Origin of the sequence: Bacillus sp. RIT 809 (genome assembly GCF_016892495.1) — a bacterium.
Lineage (GTDB): Bacteria > Bacillota > Bacilli > Bacillales > Bacillaceae_G > Bacillus_A > Bacillus_A cereus_U.
Map to the genome: position 1 here is coordinate 326910 of NZ_JAFEMR010000002.1, position 18881 is coordinate 345790.

The window sequence follows — 18881 nt, forward strand, 5'->3', positions numbered from 1 at the left end:
GTAATTAGCTTGAAATAAAGAAGTAACATACGTAAATTCGTACGATTTCGTGAACAAATGAAGTAAACAATTTTCTCATAGTATTTACTTTTGTTATGATATACATAACTTACATAAATTAAGGATAGAGAAAAGAGGTTTAATAATGAAGCGTTATCAAAAATTAATTGGTCTTATGGTTGTATTTTGTCTCTTTGTACTTGCCGGTTGTAGCAGCTCAGGGTCAAAATTACGTAAACCGTTAAACTGGGATTTGGAAACTTTCCAATACACAAATCAAGAAGGAAAGCCGTTTGGTACAAAAGATTTAAAAGGGAAAGTCTGGGTAGCTGATTTCATGTTTACAAACTGTCAAACGGTTTGTCCGCCAATGACTGCTAATATGGCTAAATTACAAAAAATGGCTAAGGAAGAGAAATTGGATGTTCAGTTTGTTTCGTTTAGTGTAGATCCTGACCTTGATAAACCAGAAAATTTGAAAGCTTTCATTCAAAAGTTTACAGAAGATACAAGTAACTGGAACTTGTTAACAGGTTATTCACTAGAGGATATTACAAAGTTTTCAAAAGATAACTTCCAATCGCTTGTAGATAAACCAGAGAATGGGCAAGTTATTCACGGAACATCATTTTTCTTAGTCGATCAAAATGGAAAAGTAATGAAAAAATATAGTGGTATTAGTAATACACCATACGAAGATATTATACGTGATATGAAGCGATTAGCTGATTAAAAAGAAGGGTGCTTAGCACCCTTCTTTTTTGTCTTTTAGTCTATGGATAATATGTCATGCTGTTGTGGTAGTTTCGGTGCGCGAATTTCTAACACACCGTTTTGATAAGAAGCTTTCGCTGTTTTTTTATTAATTAAATATGGTAACTTAATAATTCTTGACGCTTCTGAAATGGAACGTTCTCGGCGATAATAATTGTGAGAAGATTCTTCTTCTGTCTCTTCAAGTATATCTTCTTTTACAGAGACTTTTAAGTATTCGCTTTGTATTTCAATTTGAATTTGTTCTTTTTGTATACCTGGTAGTTCGGCTGTAACGACGAGTTCGTCACCAACTTCGTATAAATCTACTGGGAATGTTAATAAACGGTTTCCTTTTTGGAAAAAATGATTTAAATCAGCAATTACGCCACGAAGAGGTGTTTGTTCGAAAAAATCATCAATTTGCTTTAAATAATTACGAACCGGTGGGCGAGAAGAATCTTTTTTTTCTTCACTCATGGTATTACCTCCTAGAAATCAATTTGCAATATCATATGACAAAAGCGGAGAAAGGTGAGTGCCTAGTTTTCATGTTTTCATAAAAAAATGTTAAAAATGTGAAATGGAGTGAGTTTTTTTATAGTTTTTGGTCGCCATATTCAGTTGGTTATGCTAGTATAAATAGGGTTGATATAGTAGTATTGAGACAGAATGAAAACTGAAAGAGGGTAAGAAGTATGTGTGGTTTTGTAGGATGTTTATGTGAAAACCCTAGAGGGTTTTCAGAAACAGAAAAACATCAATTTGAAAATATGAACACGATGATTTTCCACCGCGGTCCAGATGACGAAGGATATTTTCGTGATGAACATGTACAATTTGGCTTCCGCCGTTTAAGTATCATTGACTTAGAGGCAGGACATCAGCCGCTAACTTATGAAAATGATCGATATGTAATTATTTTTAATGGTGAAATTTACAATTATGTAGAACTACGTGAAATGTTACTTGAAAAAGGTGCAACTTTTGCTACACAATCTGATACAGAAGTTATTATTGCATTGTATGCACATATGAAAGAAAAATGTGTAGACTACCTTCGTGGTATGTTCGCATTTATGATTTGGGATCGTGAAGAAAAGAAACTTTTCGGTGCACGTGACCACTTCGGTATTAAGCCTTTATACATCGCACAACAAGGTGATACTACATTCTTCGCATCTGAGAAGAAAAGTATTATGCATGTAATGGAAGACAAAGGGGTAAACCCAAAGTCACTACAACACTACTTTACGTACCAATATGGTCCAGAGCCAGAAACATTAACAATTGATGTTAACAAAATTGAGCCTGGTCATTACTTCGTAAAAGAAATCGGTAAAGAGATGGAAATCCATCGTTACTGGAATCCTTATTTCAACGCTTCAAGCGCAACGAAAGAGGAGCATATCCAAGCAATTCGTGATGTATTATACGATTCTGTAAAAGTACATATGCGTAGTGATGTACCAGTAGGTTCTTTCTTATCTGGTGGTATCGATTCATCTATTATTGCTTCTATCGCAAGAGAAATGAATCCAAATCTATTAACATTCTCTATTGGTTTCGAACAACGCGGTTTCAGTGAAGTTGATGTTGCGAAAGAAACTGCTGAGAAATTAGGAGTTAAAAACCATAACGTATTCATTACAGCGCAAGAATTTATGGATGAGTTCCCAAAAATTATTTGGCATATGGATGATCCTTTAGCGGATCCAGCAGCTGTACCATTGTATTTCGTTGCGAAAGAAGCGCGTAAACATGTAACGGTTGTTCTTTCTGGTGAAGGTGCAGACGAGCTATTTGGTGGATATAACATTTATCGTGAGCCAAACTCTTTAAAAATGTTCTCTTACATTCCTAGCCCAGGAAAGAGTGTTCTAAAGGCATTAAGTGGTGCTCTTAAAGAAGGGTTTAAAGGAAAAAGCTTCTTAGAGCGTGGATGTACGCCAATCGAAGAGCGTTACTATGGAAATGCGAAAATCTTCCGTGAAGAAGAGAAAGCTGAATTAATGAAGTATTACGATGAAAGTGTTAACTATATGGATATCACGAAACCATTGTATAACGAAATTAAAGATTATGATGATGTAAGTAAAATGCAGTACATTGATATGTTCACATGGTTACGCGGCGATATTTTATTAAAAGCTGATAAAATGACGATGGCAAATTCATTAGAACTTCGTGTACCGTTCTTAGATAAAGAAGTATTTGACGTTGCATCTAAAATTCCGACAGAATTTAAAATTGCAAACGGAACAACGAAAGCTATATTACGTGAAGCTGCCCGTGGAATTGTCCCGGATCACGTGTTAGATCGTAAAAAGCTTGGATTCCCAGTACCAATTCGTCATTGGTTAAAAGATGAAATGCACGATTGGGCTGTAAATATTATTAAAGAAAGCAAAACTGAGCATTTAATCGAAAAACAGTATGTATTAAACTTACTGGAAGCACATTGTGCAGATAAAGGCGATTATAGCCGTAAAATTTGGACTGTACTTGCGTTTATGGTATGGCATCAAATTTATGTTGAGCATAAATACGATACGAATAAGTTCCACGAAGAAACAAAGCGTGCGTATAGCTTAGTTTAATAAAAAACCTTAAGGTCGCATTCGATCTTAAGGTTTTTTTCATAAATTGCATTTATTATTGATACAATAATAGTAAAAGGATGGACAACATATGATTACGTTTGAGAAAGTAAATATAGAAAATGAAAGCGCTGTAAAAGAAATGTTTCACTCACACAGCTTAGATGAGAAAAAGGTTCAGTATTGTGTAAAAGTTGATGATACATATATTGGTGTAATAGATTATAGCGTTCAAGAAGAGAGTGCTATTTTGTCACAGTTAATTATTCATTTTGATTATCAAGGTTATGGATACGGGACAAATACGTATTTTACATTTGAAGAAATGATGAAACAGAGAAATGTGAAAGAAATAAAAGTATTGCATGAGGTATTTACGGAACAAGCTAAATCTTTCATAGAGGGATCTGGTTTTATTGAGGAAAATGGAATATATGTAAAGAAAATATAGTGAATATTGATTGCTTGATGAAATGAATATGGGGTAGGTGAACGTATGACAATGACTGCTGGTCTTGCATTAGTTGGAAGTTGCTTTATTGTAGCAGAATTATGCCAGATTTTCATTCGAAAAAGAATGTATAAGAAGAGAAGACCATATGAATTACAATATATACCTGTGTTTGTAATTTTGTTTTGCATGTTATTTGTATTACAAAACGCATCTCATTTCCCGCCTCTTTTGAACATCTTTTTGAAGTTTGGTTTGCTATATAGCGGCGTTGGAACATTTCTTTTATTTCTTTTATTTTGCGTACGCTACATCCACTATCAATCATACATATTCATTTTAAATTGGTTAAAAAAAAGTGATAGAACCCCCCTTACATAAGGGGTTTTTTTATTTGTACTTGTAACGAAACTTGTACAATTAACATAAAATAGGACGAGTAGAAATGAAAGCTTATTACAATAAAGAAAGGAACGAAAAAGATATATGAAACTTGTTATAGACGCAGGGCATGGTGGATATGATTCGGGTGCTGTTGGTAATGGGTTAGTGGAAAAAGAGTTAACACTTCAAATTGCTAGACGTGTACGAGATATTTTATCTGCAAATTATCCAATCAATATTAAAATGACACGTGATAGTGATGTGTTTATCTCTTTATCAGAACGTGCTAATATTGCTAATTCATTTGGTGCAGATTATTTTATCTCATTTCACATTAATAGTGGCGGTGGCACTGGATTTGAAAGTTATATTTACAACGCGCTATCTAATAGTAGTTCCGCATATGAAAAGCAACAAAAAATGCATGCAGCAGTCAATCCTGTATTAACAAAATACGGCCTTCGTGACCGAGGAGCCAAAAAAGCAAATTATGCGGTACTAAGAGAGACTGCAATGGATGCAATATTAACAGAGACTGCCTTTATTGATACTACATTTGATGCTAATTTATTGAAAAACTCACAATTTATTGAAGATCTAAGTCAAGCGTATGCAAACGGAATAGCAGCTATTTTTGGAGTAGCTCCAAATCCGAATCCTCCAAATCCACAACCTCCAAACCCGCAGCCAACACCACAAACGAAGGGGATTGCTTATATCCTTGGAAAAAATGTAAATTTAAGAAGTGGTCCATCAACGTCTTCTTCAGTTATTCGTCAACTAAACTCCCCAGAATCGTATGTCGTATATCAGGAAAGTAACGGATGGTTAGACTTAGGAAATGGACAATGGGTGTATAATGACCCTTCGTACATTAATTTTGTAAAGACGAGCAATAGTGATGGAAGCGCAATTGGTGTCGCATATATTCAAGGAACGAATGTGAATTTAAGAAGTGGTCCATCAACATCTTCTTCAGTTATTCGTCAATTAAATAAACCAGAATCTTATTTAGTATTTATTAATCAAAACGGTTGGTTGAACCTTGGTGGAAATCAGTGGGTGTATAATGATCCATCATATATTAAATATAATCAATATTGAAAAATATAATTGAACATGTCTCCATCTTATTGCTGAAATGATAAGATGGAGACATGTTTTTGTATTACTTATGTTATTTGTTGACTGGAATAATAATTACTTTCTTATGGTCATTGATTTTTCAAATGTTTCGAATGAAAAAATGAGGGTTAAAGACGGATATATATGTATTTCGAATGGGGAAGAGTGTCTAAATTATATATATTTAAAAAGTTTTCTGATATATGTATTGACAATATGTAAGATATACATTACTCTTTTAAATGTTATTGATAATCACTTTCAACTAGGGGGACATATGACACGAACTAAAAATATGCTTATACTTTGTATTATGTTACTAATGGTCATAATCGCAGGGTGTGGTAAAGAAGAGAAGAAAGAAAACGATACATCGGTAAAGGCAAAAGATTCATATAGTATCAAGCATGCAATGGGCGAAACGACAGTAAATGGGACACCGAAAAAAGTTGTTGTTTTAACAAATGAAGGTGCGGAGGCACTTTTAGCTGTCGGAGTAACGCCAGTTGGAACTACAAAACCACGTGCTGGTGATGAATGGTATCCTCATTTAGCGAAAGAGTTAAAAGATACGAAAGTTGTAGGAACTGAGCGTGATATTAATTTAGAGGCAGTTATGAAGCTTAAGCCGGATTTAATTATCGGGAATAAAATGCGTCATGAAAAAATATATGAGCAATTGAACGAAATAGCGCCAACTGTATATGCTGAAACATTGCGCGGGGATTGGAAGGAAAACTTTACGCTCTATACAAAAGCTGTAAATAAAGAAAAAGAAGGGCAAAAGGCAATTGAAGATTATAAAAAGCGTATTGAAGGAATGAAAGAGAAGTTAGGAGATAAATTGAATTCTAAAGTTTCTATTATTCGCTTTGTACCAGGTGATGTTCGGATTTATCAGAAAAACTCATTCTCAGGTGCTGTTTTAAATGATATTGGATTTAAGCGACCACCACTACAAGATAAAGATGAATTTGCGATAAAAGGAATTACAAAAGAGCAAATTCCGAATATGGATGGGGACTACTTATTTTACTTCACATCTGATAAAGATGCAGATAAGAATAACGAAGGAACCACGTTAGCAAAAGAATGGACAGAAGACCCACTCTTTAAGCAGCTACAGGCTTCTAAAGACAATAAAGTATTCCAAGTGGATGAAGTAATTTGGAATACAGCAGGCGGTATTAAAGCTGCAAACTTAATGCTAGATGATATTGAAAAATATTTTTTGAAATAAATGAATGGTTGAGTGCATCACTTTAAATAGGTGATGTACTTTTTTGTTGAATTAAATACAGAAAATTCCTTCTTTTAAGTGTGGATAAGTTGTACAATAAAACCAATCATGGAATAAAGGAGTGGGAAGGAATGAAAGCTACTCATAAAGATTGGATTTTGTTTAACGGAAGACTTATAAATACGAAAGAAGAACAGCCAATGGTTGCGTTAGAAGAGCGAGGACTCCAATTTGGTGATGGCATATATGAAGTATTTAGGCTATACGATGGGAAGCCTCATTTATTAGACTTACATTTGGAACGCTTTTTTAAATCTATGAGGGAAATAAATATTGTTCCGCCGTTTACAAAGGAAGAGTTAGTTGAAGAACTTCATCAAATGATTGAAAGAAATCAATTTCAAGAGGATGGGAATGTGTATCTTCAAATATCACGTGGAGCTCAAGCTCGAAATCATGTGTATGAAAAAGATTTACAGCCAACATATTTTGCGAATATTGTTTCGTTTCTAAGGCCTACCGCTACTATGGAACAAGGAATAAAGGTTACTGTAGAAGAGGATATACGCTGGAAGTTCTGCCATATAAAATCTTTAAACCTTCTACCTAATATCATGATTAAAAATAAAATAAACGAGCAAGGGTATCAAGAAGCGATATTAGTACGAGATGGAGTTGTAACAGAAGGGTGTCATTCGAATTTCTTTATGGTGAAAAATAATAAATTAGTTACACATCCGGCCGATAATTTCATTCTACACGGTATTACTCGCCACTACGTTATTACATTAGCAAAAGTTTTACATATTGAAGTAGAAGAGCGTGAATTCTCATTGCAAGAAGTATACGAGGCTGATGAATGTTTCTTTACAGCGACACCACTTGAAATATTCCCTGTTGTTCAAATTGGTGATGAGAAGTTTGGAAGCGGCGAAAGAGGACCTATTACGAAAAAACTACAAGCTGCATATGAAGAAAGTATTAGTTTGTTTAAAGTGAGAAATTAATAATGAGGAAAACAGCTGGTATTCCCCCAGCTTTTTTTCATGATATAATTCAACCGTAGGACAAATTTTGAAAACGCTGTAAAAAGGGGATTTAATGTATGAATTATGAAGATTTTAAAGAAGTAATTCACGGTAGAAGAAGTGTTAGAAAGTTTACAGAACAAGAAGTATCCACTAGTGATATAAAAGAAATTATTGATTGTGCTCGTTATGCACCGAGTGATACGAACTCACAAACGTGGGAGTTCTTGGTCATTATGAATCGAGAGAAAATTAAAGAAATTGAACAAATGACATGGGATGCATTACATAAACTCGCAGCAAGGGCGGCAGAAAATGGAGAAGAGAAAGCAGGGAAATTACTTACACGTTCTTTCGGTCCATATGCGACAGCTTTCTCTGAGGCGCCAGTATTAATCGTATGTTTGGCAACACCATATGAATCAAAGTTTCGTGAAAAGATATTTGATCCAATTGCCTTCGTTCCTGATTCAGTATGGGAAGAGGAAGGAATTAAGAGTAGCTGTTTAGCAGCACAAAACTTAATGTTGGCTGCACATGCGAGAGGACTTGGCACTTGTCCAATGACAGGACCTGTATTATTAGCTCAAGATGAACTGCGAAAATATTTACAAATTGAGCCTCAAAAACAAATTAATATGGTAATTTCACTCGGCTATCCGAAAGATAAGCCGAAGAAACTTTCTCGAAAAGAAGTTGATGAGATTACAACATTTATTTTCTAAATGTTATGTAGAAAAGACATTGAAATGCCAATGTCTTTTTATTTTGAATGAATATTTCTTTAGTGAATTGGGCTAAAATGATGAATAAGGTGGAATTACTATTTATTTCTTAAAAAAAATTAATGTTCTTAAAATGAAAGTATGGTACAGTAATCGTGAGCAAGCTAATATTTGTTCATGAAAGTGTTAAAAACTAGTTTTAAAATTAAGAAGTTATTTTTGTATAATAAAGTATAATGAAATAACAGGGGGGATGAATTTTGAAGAAATTCATAATCACTGGATTGTCTGTATTGTTATTAGTAGGCTGTGGTGCTCCAAAGGAAAAAGAAGATGCACAGTCAAATCAGGAAGAACAAGTTGTAAATGCAAGTGATGAGAATATGGTCGTATTTCCGGAAGGAGCAGTGCCAATCGGAGAAGGGAAAGTAAAAGTAACTACGCCAGATGGTACTTCTGAAAATGGCAATATACCGACTGTATTTATCAAAAAAGATACTTTAATTCAGCAAGTTGAATTAGAACTTTCTAATTTTCAAAACGATAAAGAAACATTCGTATTTGTAGATCAAATATTTGCAGATAAACATCAAGTAACTAGTACAACACAGACAACAGTACAATTAAAAGAAAAGACACTTGAGACAGGTAGTCATACGATTACTGCAGCTCAGTTTGAAAACAATGACCCGAAAGGAAAAGTCATTAGCTTTAATCAAGCGACGTTTGAAACGAAGCCTGCGTCTTAATTATGGATAAAAAGTACATTACTTAAAGTGGTAGTGTACTTTTTAATTTGGATAGAATTAGGTTGTTGAGAATAATTTGTTTCACTTTCTAGTACGTATGAATAGTAAGAAATTACTCTTTACTACTACGAAAGTGAAAGAGGTTGAAGATGTGAATCGGTTTGTTCGTATCTAAATTAAGTTAAGTTATCAAATCCATGACTTGATAATAGGAACTGTATGTTTTGTCATTGTGTACCGATTGTAGGATAAACTCGGATTAAGGTAAGTATTGAGAGGGAAATGTAGGTATTTCATTTGTAATGTCGAATAGTACATACGATGTCGTAATAACAAATTTTCTATTGTTTACTGTGAAACAGAAGAAGGAGAGATTGTAGTTATGAAAAGAGCTCTTATAAATATTGATTATACATATGATTTTGTAGCTGAAAAAGGTGCTTTAACTTGCGGAAAACCAGGTCAAGAAATTGAGAAGGAACTTGTGAGTGTAACGAAACAATTTATTGAAAAAGGTGATTACGTAGTATTTGCGATCGATAAACATGAAGACAATGATGTATATCATCCTGAAGCTAAGTTATTCCCACCTCATAATATAGCAGGTACAAATGGAAGAGACTTGTTTGGTGAATTACAAGATGTATACGAAAAATATAAAAATGCTGAGAATGTATACTATATGGACAAAACACGTTACAGTGCTTTTGCAGGAACGGATTTAGAAATGAAGCTAAGAGAAAGAGGAATAGAGGAAGTGCATCTTGTAGGTGTATGTACAGATATTTGTGTCCTTCATACAGCAGTAGATGCTTATAACAAAGGGTTTCAAATTGTGGTTTATGAAAAAGCAGTTGCATCTTTTAATGCGCAAGGACATGAATATGCACTTGGACATTTTAAATCTTGTTTACATGCAGAAGTGAAGTGAAAAAAAGAGGCCTTCAAAAAGGTCTCTTTTTCACATTTAAATAGAGACGACTTGCTGTTGAATTAACTTTTTAATGAACGGGCTAATGTTTTCTGGTAGCCCATTTAAATCAAAAAATTGTACATGTAATGATTCAACTCCATCAGCTTTTAGCAAGCCACCTTTAATGTCTTTGCAAAGGTAAGCGATTGTTATAGGATAAAATTCATCTCCGTTCGCTAATTTCACAAAAAACTCTTTACCTGAAAATACACTTACTAACTGAAGTGTACCAATTTCAATACCTGTTTCTTCAAGCACTTCTCGTCTTCCGGCTTCTTCTGTGGATTCACCAAGTTCCACAAAACCTCCAGGAACACCCCACATGCCATTTCGTCTTTGTTGTAGTAATATTTGTTCTTGATCATTTAAAACAGCTACAGCAACTCCTGCTAAATTGAGTGGCCTTGATCCAACAATCTCTCTTAGTTCTTCGATATATCCCATTAATTGTAACCTCCGTGAAAAAAGTATCAAATGAACTATTCGGTGTTATGTGAATGTATTCCTTTGAACGAGGTGAGTATTACAAAGTTGTTTATAAAAATTTCTATTGTAATCTCCCTTTAGATTATTAAAAAGGGTATATTTATAGTAAATAGAAAAGAACATCTGAAGTTGAAAGATTGATTAAAGGGTTATATTGTTGAAGATGAACAATGAATACAAATACATAGTTAAGAAAGTACGATTTAAGATCAGGATGAAAGATGTTTTGAAAACAAGTTTTGAGATAATCAATAAGTATTTACAATAGATTAGCTCTGCATGAAATTTTCATTAGTAAGGAAGTGGATAGATGAGTTTATTAACGTATACTGAGGAGTTTTTTAATTATGTAAGGGAGTTTTTACTTTTAAGATTTTTACTATTTGCTTTAGTTCTTATGATTATTTCTTTTGTCATAAACCGCATTATTGATTGGTTTTTTAGAAAATCAAGCTTTTTTGATGAAGAGGTAGAGCAGACGATTCAAAGTGTAATTCGATCTATTTTTAGGTATATCATTATCATCAGTCTGATCATATATTTAATTAGTCAATTTGTAGATATAAAAAGTATTATTGCAGGCGCAGGGATAGCGGGAGTTGTCATCGGTTTTGCTGCACAACAGATGCTAAAAGATGTCATATTAGGCTTTGCAAGATTAGCGGACAAAGAGTTTCGTGTTGGCGATTTTGTTACTTTTAACGGAACAAATTCAGGAACTATTGAGGAAATTAGTATTCGTTTTATGCAAATTCGTGAATGGTCAGGAAAACTCCTTACCATACCACACGGAGAGATTAGAACGATACAAAATTTTAATAAAGGATGGATGCGAGTTATTGAACGCATCACGGTAAGTTATCAGGAAGATCCTACAAGAGTTAAGGAATTGTTAGAAGAGGTCTGTGTTATGTGTAATGAAGAATTGGATCAAAGTCTTTATAGAGTAGAGGATGAGGTTGTTGAACCATTTAAATATGTTGGTGTTACAGACTTAAATCCTAACCTTAAATATGTTGGATATGAATTTTGTATTACAGGTTTGATTAAACCGGAAGATTATTTTGAAACTTCTAGACAAGTAAGATTTGAATTAATGTCTATGTTCCATAAAAATCAAGTACAAATGCCAGCAGCGAATATGTTCGTTACTACTGAAAGTTTACAAAATATCCATGTGGGACAATCTTTATCAGACAGTTAATGAAAACTAGCTAATTTCTGTTTTGGTTTAGAATTTAGATTTGCAAATCAGCAGACTTGAATGAACTGTATGGGATATCTCCTAAAAAAGAGCTGAAGGAATTCAGTTCTTTTTTTGTTTGTAGTATTTAGAAATTTCTTAATGTTATAATGATAGTTGGTGATGAGAATGAACATAGATGAAAAAGAGATGCATCGTTTAGAAGCATTAAAAGAAATTGCTGAGTTACTAAATGAAGCAACAAACTTACAGGAAATGTTAGGAAAAGTGTTACATACATTATTACAAGTTATGAATTTACAAACAGGGTGGATATTCTTTATTGATGAAAGTGGAAAGCATCGTATGCTTGTAGACGAAAACTTACCCCTAGCTCTTACGTGGCAGGAAAAGAAGCCGATGTGTGAAGGAGATTGTTGGTGTGTAGAACGTTTTGTGAATGGAAGATTGGAAAAAGCGACAAATATTATTGAATGTAAACGAATAGAGGATGCGATTGAATGTAATTGGGGAGAGACCGAAGATGTTACACATCATGCGACAATCCCGCTAAGATCGGGATCAGAGAAATTTGGTTTATTAAATGTAGCCTCGCCCCATAAAACACATTTTTCTGAGGAAGAGTTAGCGTTATTAGAAGCGATTGCATTTCAAATTGGAACGACAATACAACGTATTCAATTAGTTGAGAAAGAACGAAAATATGTAGTAGTAGCTGAAAGAAATCGACTTGCACGCGACCTACATGATTCCGTTAAACAATTGTTATTTTCAATTATGCTAACAGCGAAAGGGACTCTAAATATGACGAAGGATAGAGACTTGCAAGAGATGTTAAGTTATATTGGAGAATTATCACAGGAAGCATTGCAGGAGATGACACTTTTGATTTGGCAATTAAGGCCTGAAGGATTAGAGAAAGGTTTAGCAGAAGCGATTCAAAATTACGGAAAACTGTTAGGGATTCAAGTGGAAGTTCGAATTGATGGAATGGTTTTAATTGAAGATGAAATAGAAGAAGTTTTATGGCGTATAAGCCAAGAGGCATTACATAATTGTAAAAAGCATGCTTCGTGTGAAAAAGTATGTGTTCATTTAAGGATTGAAGATAATAAGCTGCACTTTTACATAGAGGATAACGGAATAGGATTTATACAGGATCAAGTAAGAGAGTCAGCACTTGGTTTGAAAAGTATGAAAGAACGAATTGAATTAATGAGGGGAATTTTTCGAATAAAAACAGAACCGGAAAAGGGGACAAAGATAGAAATTCAATTACCGGTTTGAGAGGGAGAACGTCAGTGAAAATTAAATTATTACTTGTAGAAGATCATCATATCGTTCGAAGGGGACTCGTATTCTTTTTGAAGACGAGAGAAGAATTTGAAATTATTGGGGAAGCAGAAAATGGTGAAGAAGCATTAACATTCGTCCAAACAGAAAGGCCAGATGTAGTATTAATGGATTTATCAATGCCGAAAATGGATGGTATTGAAGCGACAAAACGCATAAAACAATACGATGAGACAATAAAAATACTTATGCTCAGTAGTTTTTCAGAACAAGATTACGTTTTACCAGCATTAAAAGCTGGGGCAGATGGTTATCAATTAAAAGAGGTGCAGCCAGATCAACTCGTTGCGTCAATTGTTGCGGTATATCAAGGAAATGCGAATTTTCACCCGAAAGTAACACCTGCACTATTAGGACGGTCAGCAGTCAAGAAAGAAAAAGAGAATCCTTTTTCCATGTTAACGAAAAGGGAGCAAGAAGTACTTCGTGAAATTGCGAAAGGAAGAAGCAATAAGGAGATTGCAGCGGCGCTTCATATTACAGAACAAACGGTTAAAACACATGTTTCCAACGTATTGGCTAAATTGGAAGTAGATGACCGCACACAAGCTGCATTATACGCAGTAAAGCATGGGGAAAACTAAAAATAAGTATGAATAATTGTGTCATATGTTACGGTAGAATACATAGGAGAAATTAAAATGTATAGAGATGCCGAATAAAGGTTTTTCTTCTTTCGATAATTAGGTACAATAAAGTGAAACTTTAATCAGTGGGGGGGCCATCCCCACTGATTATTAGTTGAACCAATCGGGTTTTTACGGGCAGTTGATCTCCCACCTAAATCCCTTGCATTCATCGAATTTTGAGGTGGGAGTCTTACTGCCCGTTAATACGGGATAAAGCTACTATGGAAGGGGAAGATACACTATGCCTGGTACAAAAAGTGGGATTGGAAAGATTCAGGCTTCGGTAAATGGTTTATCACCGAAATTACGAAGTATTGCCGAACATATTTTGAAACATCCACAAGATGTTGTACATAAATCGATTACGGAATTAGCGGAAGTTACGAATAGTTCCGAAGCAACGATATTCCGCTTATGCAAACACCTAGGTTTTCAAGGGTTTCAAGACCTGAAAATTACATTAGCTCGTGAGATTGTACATACTCCGATGCAAAACATTCATGAGGAAGTATCGGTAGAAGATAATATGGTCACTGTTGCTAAAAAAGTTTTTCATTCACATATTACAGGACTGCAAGATACATTACATTTGTTAAATGATAACGCGTTGGAACAGGCAGTAAGTGCGCTGAATGAAGCAAAACGAATTGAGTTTTATGGAAATGGTGGGTCGGGTATTATTGCGATGGATGCTTATCATAAGTTTATGAGAACGGGTATTTCTTGTATTGCCCATACGGATTCTCATTTTCAAATTATGGGAGCTGGCTTGCTGACAAAAGAAGCAGTGGTCATTGCAATTTCTCATTCAGGCAGTAATAAAGGATTACTTGAAGCATTAGAAGTAGCAAAAGCAAGAGGAGCTCGCATTATTGCGATTACGAGCTATCAAAAATCGGCATTAAGCCAACTTGCTCATATAACGCTATATACTTCGACGCGTGAGACTGAATTTCGTACAGAAGCAAGTTCATCACGATTAGCGCAGCTTAGTTTATTAGATACTTTGTATGTGGGTTTGTCGTTGCAACGACAGGAGGAAACACTGCAAAATTTACAAAGCATACGTGAAACAATTTCAATGAAGCGAATATAAAAAGCTCTTCAAATGAAGAGCTTTTTAGTTTGTTGATGTATCCTCAAGATCTACTTGTCCGTAGAAATACGCAACATGTTCATCTTTAGCCTTTTAATTAGTTTTATCCCGCTATTTGTGGGCAGTAAGACTCCCGCCTCAAAATTAGGCACAGGCGAGGAAGTTAGGTATGAGATTAACTGCCCGTAAAAGCCAAATCGGTGATATCCCATCACAATCAAGCTAAGAAAAGTAAATACCCCAAGATGAACTACAAAAAAATTGTTTGAAACGTTTTACTTATAGTCATAATCTCCCATCTTTACAACCATTCATTTTTTCAACCTCTATACTCTTTATATTTTTTCATCATATTACTTCACATTTAAAATCAAAAGAATAGCTTGATAAATTCAAATGTAGATATAATAAAGTTTCAGATTTTCCTTTTAAATACATCAAAAAGCCTTTATGTAATAATTCAAATATTGTTCAATATTTCGCGATTTGTTTATAAAATTCCATGTTATGATGAACCTGTAATGATGATTGAACACTTAAATTTGGTACAATAATTAGCCAAAATAGTGAGGACAGTAGTTGTGAGATAAACTCATTAAAACTCTAAAACACTAAAGGGGAGATCACATATGAAAGCAGTAGTAGTTAATAAAAACAGCAAAGCAAATATTGAAGTTATTGAAAAAGAATTACGTCCGTTACACTCGGGTGAAGCGCTAGTAGATGTAGAGTATTGTGGAGTTTGCCACACTGATTTACACGTTGCGAATCATGATTTTGGAAACACCGATGGCCGCATCCTTGGTCATGAGGGTGTAGGTATTGTTACTAAAATTGCTGATGATGTTACTTCACTAAAGATAGGTGACCGTGTAAGTATTGCATGGATGTTCCAATCTTGTGGACGTTGTGAATATTGCGTAACGGGGAGAGAAACATTCTGCCGTGAAGTGAAAAATGCTGGTTATTCAGTAGATGGTGGTATGGCTGAACAATGTATTGTTACAGCTGATTATGCGGTGAAGGTACCAGAAGGATTAGATCCTGCTCAAGCATCATCAATCACATGTGCGGGCGTAACTACATATAAAGCTATAAAAGTATCAGACATTAAACCTGGTCAACCTATCGTAATCTATGGTTGTGGTGGATTAGGTAACCTAGCTATTCAATATGCTAAAAACGTATTTGGTGCAAAGGTAATTGCAGTAGATATCAATGACGACAAATTAGCCTTAGCAAAAGAAGTTGGTGCTGATATGACTATCAATCCGATTTCTCAAGGTCCTGCTGATAAAATTGTTCAAGAGGAGTTTGGTGGTGCTTATGCTGCTGTAGTAACAGCGGTTTCTAAAGTAGCCTTCAACTCAGCAGTTGATGCAGTACGTGCTTGCGGTAAAGTAGTTGCGGTAGGTTTACCAGTAGAAACTATGGATTTAAACATTCCACGACTTGTATTAGACGGGATTGAAGTAGTTGGTTCTCTAGTTGGTACTCGTAAGGATCTGGAGGAGGCATTTATGTTCGGCGCAGAAGGAAAAGTAGTGCCAGTTGTTCAAACGTGTTCTCTAGATAAAGTACAAAATGTATTCGAAGAAATGGAACAAGGTAGAATTCAAGGACGTATGGTAATCGATTTTAAACAGCATAATTGTGATTGTAAATAATTCACTTTAAATATAAAAAGCATGAGTCTAGCAAAGGACATTTAAAAAAGTTAGACGGCATAAAAAAGATGATCCCTCGTATTCAATAGGGATCATCTTTTTTATATTCTACTAATATCAATGCCAATTAATACTTGATTGATGAGACATGATTAAAAGTTCACTTTATTTGCAAACGAAAAAGAATCTTTATTTTCAACAAATTTTTTATGATCTGGAACGGTTTGAATTGCTACAACTTGCGAATCTCTTGCTTTCAGTGCATCTTGAATCCCGATTGTCATAAGCTTAATAAAAAGAATCGTAATAAAGAATGAAATGAGAGTATAAAAAATAATCCACCATGAAAGATTCATTTCATAACGATTTAATCCAATAAGACCTGCCCAATCATTAGATAGAGAAACAGGTTTGGGCACTCCGTCATAGAGTTCCCGCATTTGTATCCCGCCAATTACAATGTTAAGCAACGCTAAATGGATAACGAGTATGAGTGTTTGGACGATATGTTCCATAAATAACACAAATAAGCGATCAAGTAATAAGACTCGTAAGTGTTTTTTGATAATATGAAAACGGCTAGCACCCAGTAATTGTGAACTTAAAATGTAATCTCGTTTCATAAATTCATCAACCTCTGAGGAGATATATAAAGAAAGTGTAGGTAGAGCGACGAAAATAAGTACGAGAACTTGATAAAACGTAAATGAAATATTTGGATCTAATCTATCAGCATTTGATGTAATTACAATATTAACGGGCGTGATGAGTATGAATGCGATAAATAGAGTTGGGATATAATAAAAAACTTCTGAGCATGCCTGGAAAAATCTCTTGAATCTTGGAGCGTATAAACTCAAGAGGATTCCTATACATGTTCCGCATAAAATTCGAAAGAAGCTAATTGCCACGGCTAATAAAATGGTGAATTTTGCTCCTTCTACAATTTGTAAGAAAACAGACTCTCCAAAACGATCAGATCCAAAAGGCGGCATTAACGATGGCGAAAAGGGGGCCTTTCCAAGTAATTCGTTATTGTCATTGTAAAGTAACTGAGGCGGTTTTGGGATGTTATCTTTAAAGAACCAACTATAAATAAAACTAGCTGAAACAAGTATGAATAGATAAGTAAAGCCGATTAAAAAGCGTTTTGATTTCCAAATAGATTTCATAATGCTGCTCCTTTCAATTGCTTTTGCCATCTATTCATCATGAGAGAGATTATTTGAAAAATGGCATAAAACGGTAAAATAATCATTACAAGTATGATAAATGCAGCTGGAGGTGAAATAAACGCCTTTTTAAATAAAAATTGAATAATGCCTTCCATATTAAAAACAAATTCTAAAATGAATAAGTTAGAAAGTAAGAAAACAAAAATCGTTTTTAAATGGTGAAAGAAGTGGATAGATATATTTTTGAATAAATGAATGCATAGTATATAACTTGATGAAAGTCCTTTTCCATATGCAACCTCTACGTAATGTTTTTCATGTTCTTCTTTTATGTATAACACCATCATCCGAAACATTTGTAATGTAGGTAAGACTGCTAAAGATAAAATAGGGAGTAAATAAGCTCGATTTTCATTAAAAGAAATAATGGTGACAGGAGATTCCCCGAATTTCTGAAGTATCCATATGAAAAATATTTGCAAACAAATCATCATCATCATATCAGGGACAGCTTCTAATATGAATACAATTCGGTTTATCCATTTTTTTATATAATCTTTTGCTAAAAAATAAAAAAATGCCATACTAGATGATAGAAAGAGTGCAAGCAAAAAGGCTACAAATAATACAGTAAATGAATAGAGGTAAGGTTCTAAAACAGTTGGAAATAATGGTGTCTTTTTGAAATGACCAAATTTCGGGTCTGATCCTATAACCACTAATGATTCAGGTGAGAAAACCTGTTTTAACATAGTAACGATCTGATTAAAAAAATGAATTGGTTGAAAAGTGAATCCCTGTTGAGTGATAAATAAATAAGGTAAATTTAATAATAGTAAGAGTGATAAAAGAATTGATGAAAGTTTTATTGTGAATTGAGATATTTTATTTAACATTAAATCCCTCCGACATCTTTTTACAACATTATACAATAAAGTTTATATTTTGTTTTGATTTTTCTGAAAAATATAAATACTATTAGATTTTATAGTATGGAACATATATTTACAAGGTAAAAAAGTGATAGTAGGGAGCCGTGCTCTATGTCCATCAAGATAAAAGGACTAGTGAACCTAAAGCAATAAAAAGAGCAAAATGCACAAAATTTACGTATTGGTGGTAATTGCTTTTCAACTCCTTTTTCATGCAAATGAGTAGAAAGTATGGAAGGACTATGTATGTGTTGTTAATGAGAGGAAAAGAGTGTGCTGCGAAACGAATATAATGCAACTTTACCGCACGG

At 34.2% G+C, this 18881-nt stretch carries 19 protein-coding genes; 15 read left to right on the forward strand and 4 right to left on the reverse strand.

Annotated elements, in window-relative coordinates:
• Positions 1-145: 145 nt before the first annotated feature.
• Positions 146-733 carry an SCO family protein gene (locus JTF23_RS03975; RefSeq protein WP_002202146.1) on the forward strand — a complete coding sequence of 196 codons (588 nt, stop codon included), beginning with the start codon at positions 146-148 and terminating at the stop codon, positions 731-733.
• Between the two features lie 35 nt (positions 734-768).
• On the opposite strand, the gene JTF23_RS03980 is transcribed toward JTF23_RS03975, so the two are convergent.
• On the reverse strand, positions 769-1233 hold the full coding sequence (locus tag JTF23_RS03980) for an Hsp20/alpha crystallin family protein (protein ID WP_144506186.1): 465 nt from the start codon (positions 1231-1233) through the stop codon (positions 769-771).
• Positions 1234-1451: 218 nt separating this feature from the next.
• On the opposite strand from JTF23_RS03980, the gene asnB reads away from it, so the two are divergent.
• The 9 genes from asnB (at position 1452) to JTF23_RS04025 (ending at position 9986) form a co-directional block, all read left to right on the forward strand.
• The gene (asnB, locus tag JTF23_RS03985; protein WP_002148240.1) at positions 1452-3353 is read left to right on the forward strand and encodes an asparagine synthase (glutamine-hydrolyzing); all 1902 of its coding nucleotides are present in this window, start codon (positions 1452-1454) and stop codon (positions 3351-3353) included.
• A 91-nt stretch (positions 3354-3444) separates the two neighbouring features.
• Entirely contained in the window at positions 3445-3804 is a 360-nt protein-coding gene (locus JTF23_RS03990; protein WP_002158004.1) for a GNAT family N-acetyltransferase, read from the forward strand.
• A 45-nt stretch (positions 3805-3849) separates the two neighbouring features.
• Positions 3850-4185 carry a hypothetical protein gene (locus tag JTF23_RS03995; protein WP_204208160.1) on the forward strand — a complete coding sequence of 112 codons (336 nt, stop codon included), beginning with the start codon at positions 3850-3852 and terminating at the stop codon, positions 4183-4185.
• A gap of 105 nt (positions 4186-4290) precedes the next feature.
• Complete coding sequence (locus JTF23_RS04000) at positions 4291-5292, forward strand: N-acetylmuramoyl-L-alanine amidase (protein WP_204208161.1); 1002 nt, start codon at positions 4291-4293, stop codon at positions 5290-5292.
• Positions 5293-5590: 298 nt separating this feature from the next.
• Positions 5591-6553: an ABC transporter substrate-binding protein gene (locus JTF23_RS04005; RefSeq protein ID WP_204208162.1), complete on the forward strand. Its 963-nt coding sequence runs from the start codon at positions 5591-5593 to the stop codon at positions 6551-6553.
• Positions 6554-6684: 131 nt separating this feature from the next.
• Positions 6685-7560, forward strand: coding sequence for a D-amino-acid transaminase (gene dat / locus JTF23_RS04010; RefSeq protein ID WP_204208163.1), 876 nt, complete (start codon positions 6685-6687; stop codon positions 7558-7560).
• A gap of 98 nt (positions 7561-7658) precedes the next feature.
• Complete coding sequence (locus tag JTF23_RS04015) at positions 7659-8306, forward strand: nitroreductase family protein (RefSeq protein WP_002157999.1); 648 nt, start codon at positions 7659-7661, stop codon at positions 8304-8306.
• Positions 8307-8566: 260 nt separating this feature from the next.
• Positions 8567-9055, forward strand: a complete 489-nt coding sequence (locus tag JTF23_RS04020; RefSeq protein ID WP_002157997.1) for a putative periplasmic lipoprotein — start codon at positions 8567-8569, stop codon at positions 9053-9055.
• 382 nt (positions 9056-9437) lie between these two features.
• On the forward strand, positions 9438-9986 hold the full coding sequence (locus JTF23_RS04025) for a cysteine hydrolase family protein (protein ID WP_070139236.1): 549 nt from the start codon (positions 9438-9440) through the stop codon (positions 9984-9986).
• 36 nt (positions 9987-10022) lie between these two features.
• Here the strand turns inward: JTF23_RS04025 and JTF23_RS04030 are convergent, their stop codons facing one another.
• Positions 10023-10472: an NUDIX hydrolase gene (locus tag JTF23_RS04030; RefSeq protein WP_070128315.1), complete on the reverse strand. Its 450-nt coding sequence runs from the start codon at positions 10470-10472 to the stop codon at positions 10023-10025.
• 352 nt (positions 10473-10824) lie between these two features.
• Between JTF23_RS04030 and JTF23_RS04035 the strand changes: the two genes are divergently transcribed.
• The 5 genes from JTF23_RS04035 to adhP all read left to right on the forward strand — a co-directional run bounded on the left by JTF23_RS04035 (position 10825) and on the right by adhP (position 16463).
• Positions 10825-11718, forward strand: a complete 894-nt coding sequence (locus JTF23_RS04035) for a mechanosensitive ion channel family protein (protein WP_070128316.1) — start codon at positions 10825-10827, stop codon at positions 11716-11718.
• A gap of 168 nt (positions 11719-11886) precedes the next feature.
• Positions 11887-13005, forward strand: a complete 1119-nt coding sequence (locus tag JTF23_RS04040) for a GAF domain-containing sensor histidine kinase (RefSeq protein ID WP_204208164.1) — start codon at positions 11887-11889, stop codon at positions 13003-13005.
• A gap of 14 nt (positions 13006-13019) precedes the next feature.
• On the forward strand, positions 13020-13655 hold the full coding sequence (locus tag JTF23_RS04045; RefSeq protein WP_204208165.1) for a response regulator: 636 nt from the start codon (positions 13020-13022) through the stop codon (positions 13653-13655).
• 286 nt (positions 13656-13941) lie between these two features.
• Positions 13942-14796 carry a MurR/RpiR family transcriptional regulator gene (locus tag JTF23_RS04050; protein ID WP_016104744.1) on the forward strand — a complete coding sequence of 285 codons (855 nt, stop codon included), beginning with the start codon at positions 13942-13944 and terminating at the stop codon, positions 14794-14796.
• Between the two features lie 629 nt (positions 14797-15425).
• Positions 15426-16463, forward strand: a complete 1038-nt coding sequence (adhP, locus tag JTF23_RS04055) for an alcohol dehydrogenase AdhP (protein WP_002012687.1) — start codon at positions 15426-15428, stop codon at positions 16461-16463.
• A 152-nt stretch (positions 16464-16615) separates the two neighbouring features.
• Here adhP and JTF23_RS04060 read toward each other — a convergent pair whose 3' ends face one another.
• Both JTF23_RS04060 and JTF23_RS04065 read right to left on the reverse strand, forming a co-directional pair.
• A complete protein-coding gene (locus JTF23_RS04060) occupies positions 16616-17635 on the reverse strand; it encodes an ABC transporter permease (protein ID WP_016104746.1) in 1020 nt (339 codons plus the stop codon).
• Positions 17632-18534, reverse strand: coding sequence for an ABC transporter permease subunit (locus JTF23_RS04065; RefSeq protein ID WP_204208166.1), 903 nt, complete (start codon positions 18532-18534; stop codon positions 17632-17634). The genes JTF23_RS04060 and JTF23_RS04065 overlap by 4 nt, the downstream gene beginning before the upstream one ends.
• Positions 18535-18881 lie beyond the last annotated feature (347 nt).

Excerpts from the sequence above, each read along its gene's own strand:
- JTF23_RS04060 (WP_016104746.1), bottom strand. The coding sequence starts at position 17,635 with ATGAAATCTATTTGGAAATCAAAACGCTTTTTAATCGGCTTTACTTAT.
- JTF23_RS04000 (WP_204208161.1), top strand. The coding sequence starts at position 4,291 with ATGAAACTTGTTATAGACGCAGGGCATGGTGGATATGATTCGGGTGCT.
- JTF23_RS04065 (WP_204208166.1), bottom strand. The coding sequence starts at position 18,534 with ATGTTAAATAAAATATCTCAATTCACAATAAAACTTTCATCAATTCTT.
- JTF23_RS04040 (WP_204208164.1), top strand. The coding sequence starts at position 11,887 with ATGAACATAGATGAAAAAGAGATGCATCGTTTAGAAGCATTAAAAGAA.
- JTF23_RS03995 (WP_204208160.1), top strand. The coding sequence starts at position 3,850 with ATGACAATGACTGCTGGTCTTGCATTAGTTGGAAGTTGCTTTATTGTA.
- dat (WP_204208163.1), top strand. The coding sequence starts at position 6,685 with ATGAAAGCTACTCATAAAGATTGGATTTTGTTTAACGGAAGACTTATA.
- JTF23_RS04015 (WP_002157999.1), top strand. The coding sequence starts at position 7,659 with ATGAATTATGAAGATTTTAAAGAAGTAATTCACGGTAGAAGAAGTGTT.
- asnB (WP_002148240.1), top strand. The coding sequence starts at position 1,452 with ATGTGTGGTTTTGTAGGATGTTTATGTGAAAACCCTAGAGGGTTTTCA.
- JTF23_RS04050 (WP_016104744.1), top strand. The coding sequence starts at position 13,942 with ATGCCTGGTACAAAAAGTGGGATTGGAAAGATTCAGGCTTCGGTAAAT.
- JTF23_RS04005 (WP_204208162.1), top strand. The coding sequence starts at position 5,591 with ATGACACGAACTAAAAATATGCTTATACTTTGTATTATGTTACTAATG.
- JTF23_RS04030 (WP_070128315.1), bottom strand. The coding sequence starts at position 10,472 with ATGGGATATATCGAAGAACTAAGAGAGATTGTTGGATCAAGGCCACTC.
- JTF23_RS04035 (WP_070128316.1), top strand. The coding sequence starts at position 10,825 with ATGAGTTTATTAACGTATACTGAGGAGTTTTTTAATTATGTAAGGGAG.
- JTF23_RS04025 (WP_070139236.1), top strand. The coding sequence starts at position 9,438 with ATGAAAAGAGCTCTTATAAATATTGATTATACATATGATTTTGTAGCT.
- adhP (WP_002012687.1), top strand. The coding sequence starts at position 15,426 with ATGAAAGCAGTAGTAGTTAATAAAAACAGCAAAGCAAATATTGAAGTT.
- JTF23_RS03990 (WP_002158004.1), top strand. The coding sequence starts at position 3,445 with ATGATTACGTTTGAGAAAGTAAATATAGAAAATGAAAGCGCTGTAAAA.
- JTF23_RS03980 (WP_144506186.1), bottom strand. The coding sequence starts at position 1,233 with ATGAGTGAAGAAAAAAAAGATTCTTCTCGCCCACCGGTTCGTAATTAT.
- JTF23_RS03975 (WP_002202146.1), top strand. The coding sequence starts at position 146 with ATGAAGCGTTATCAAAAATTAATTGGTCTTATGGTTGTATTTTGTCTC.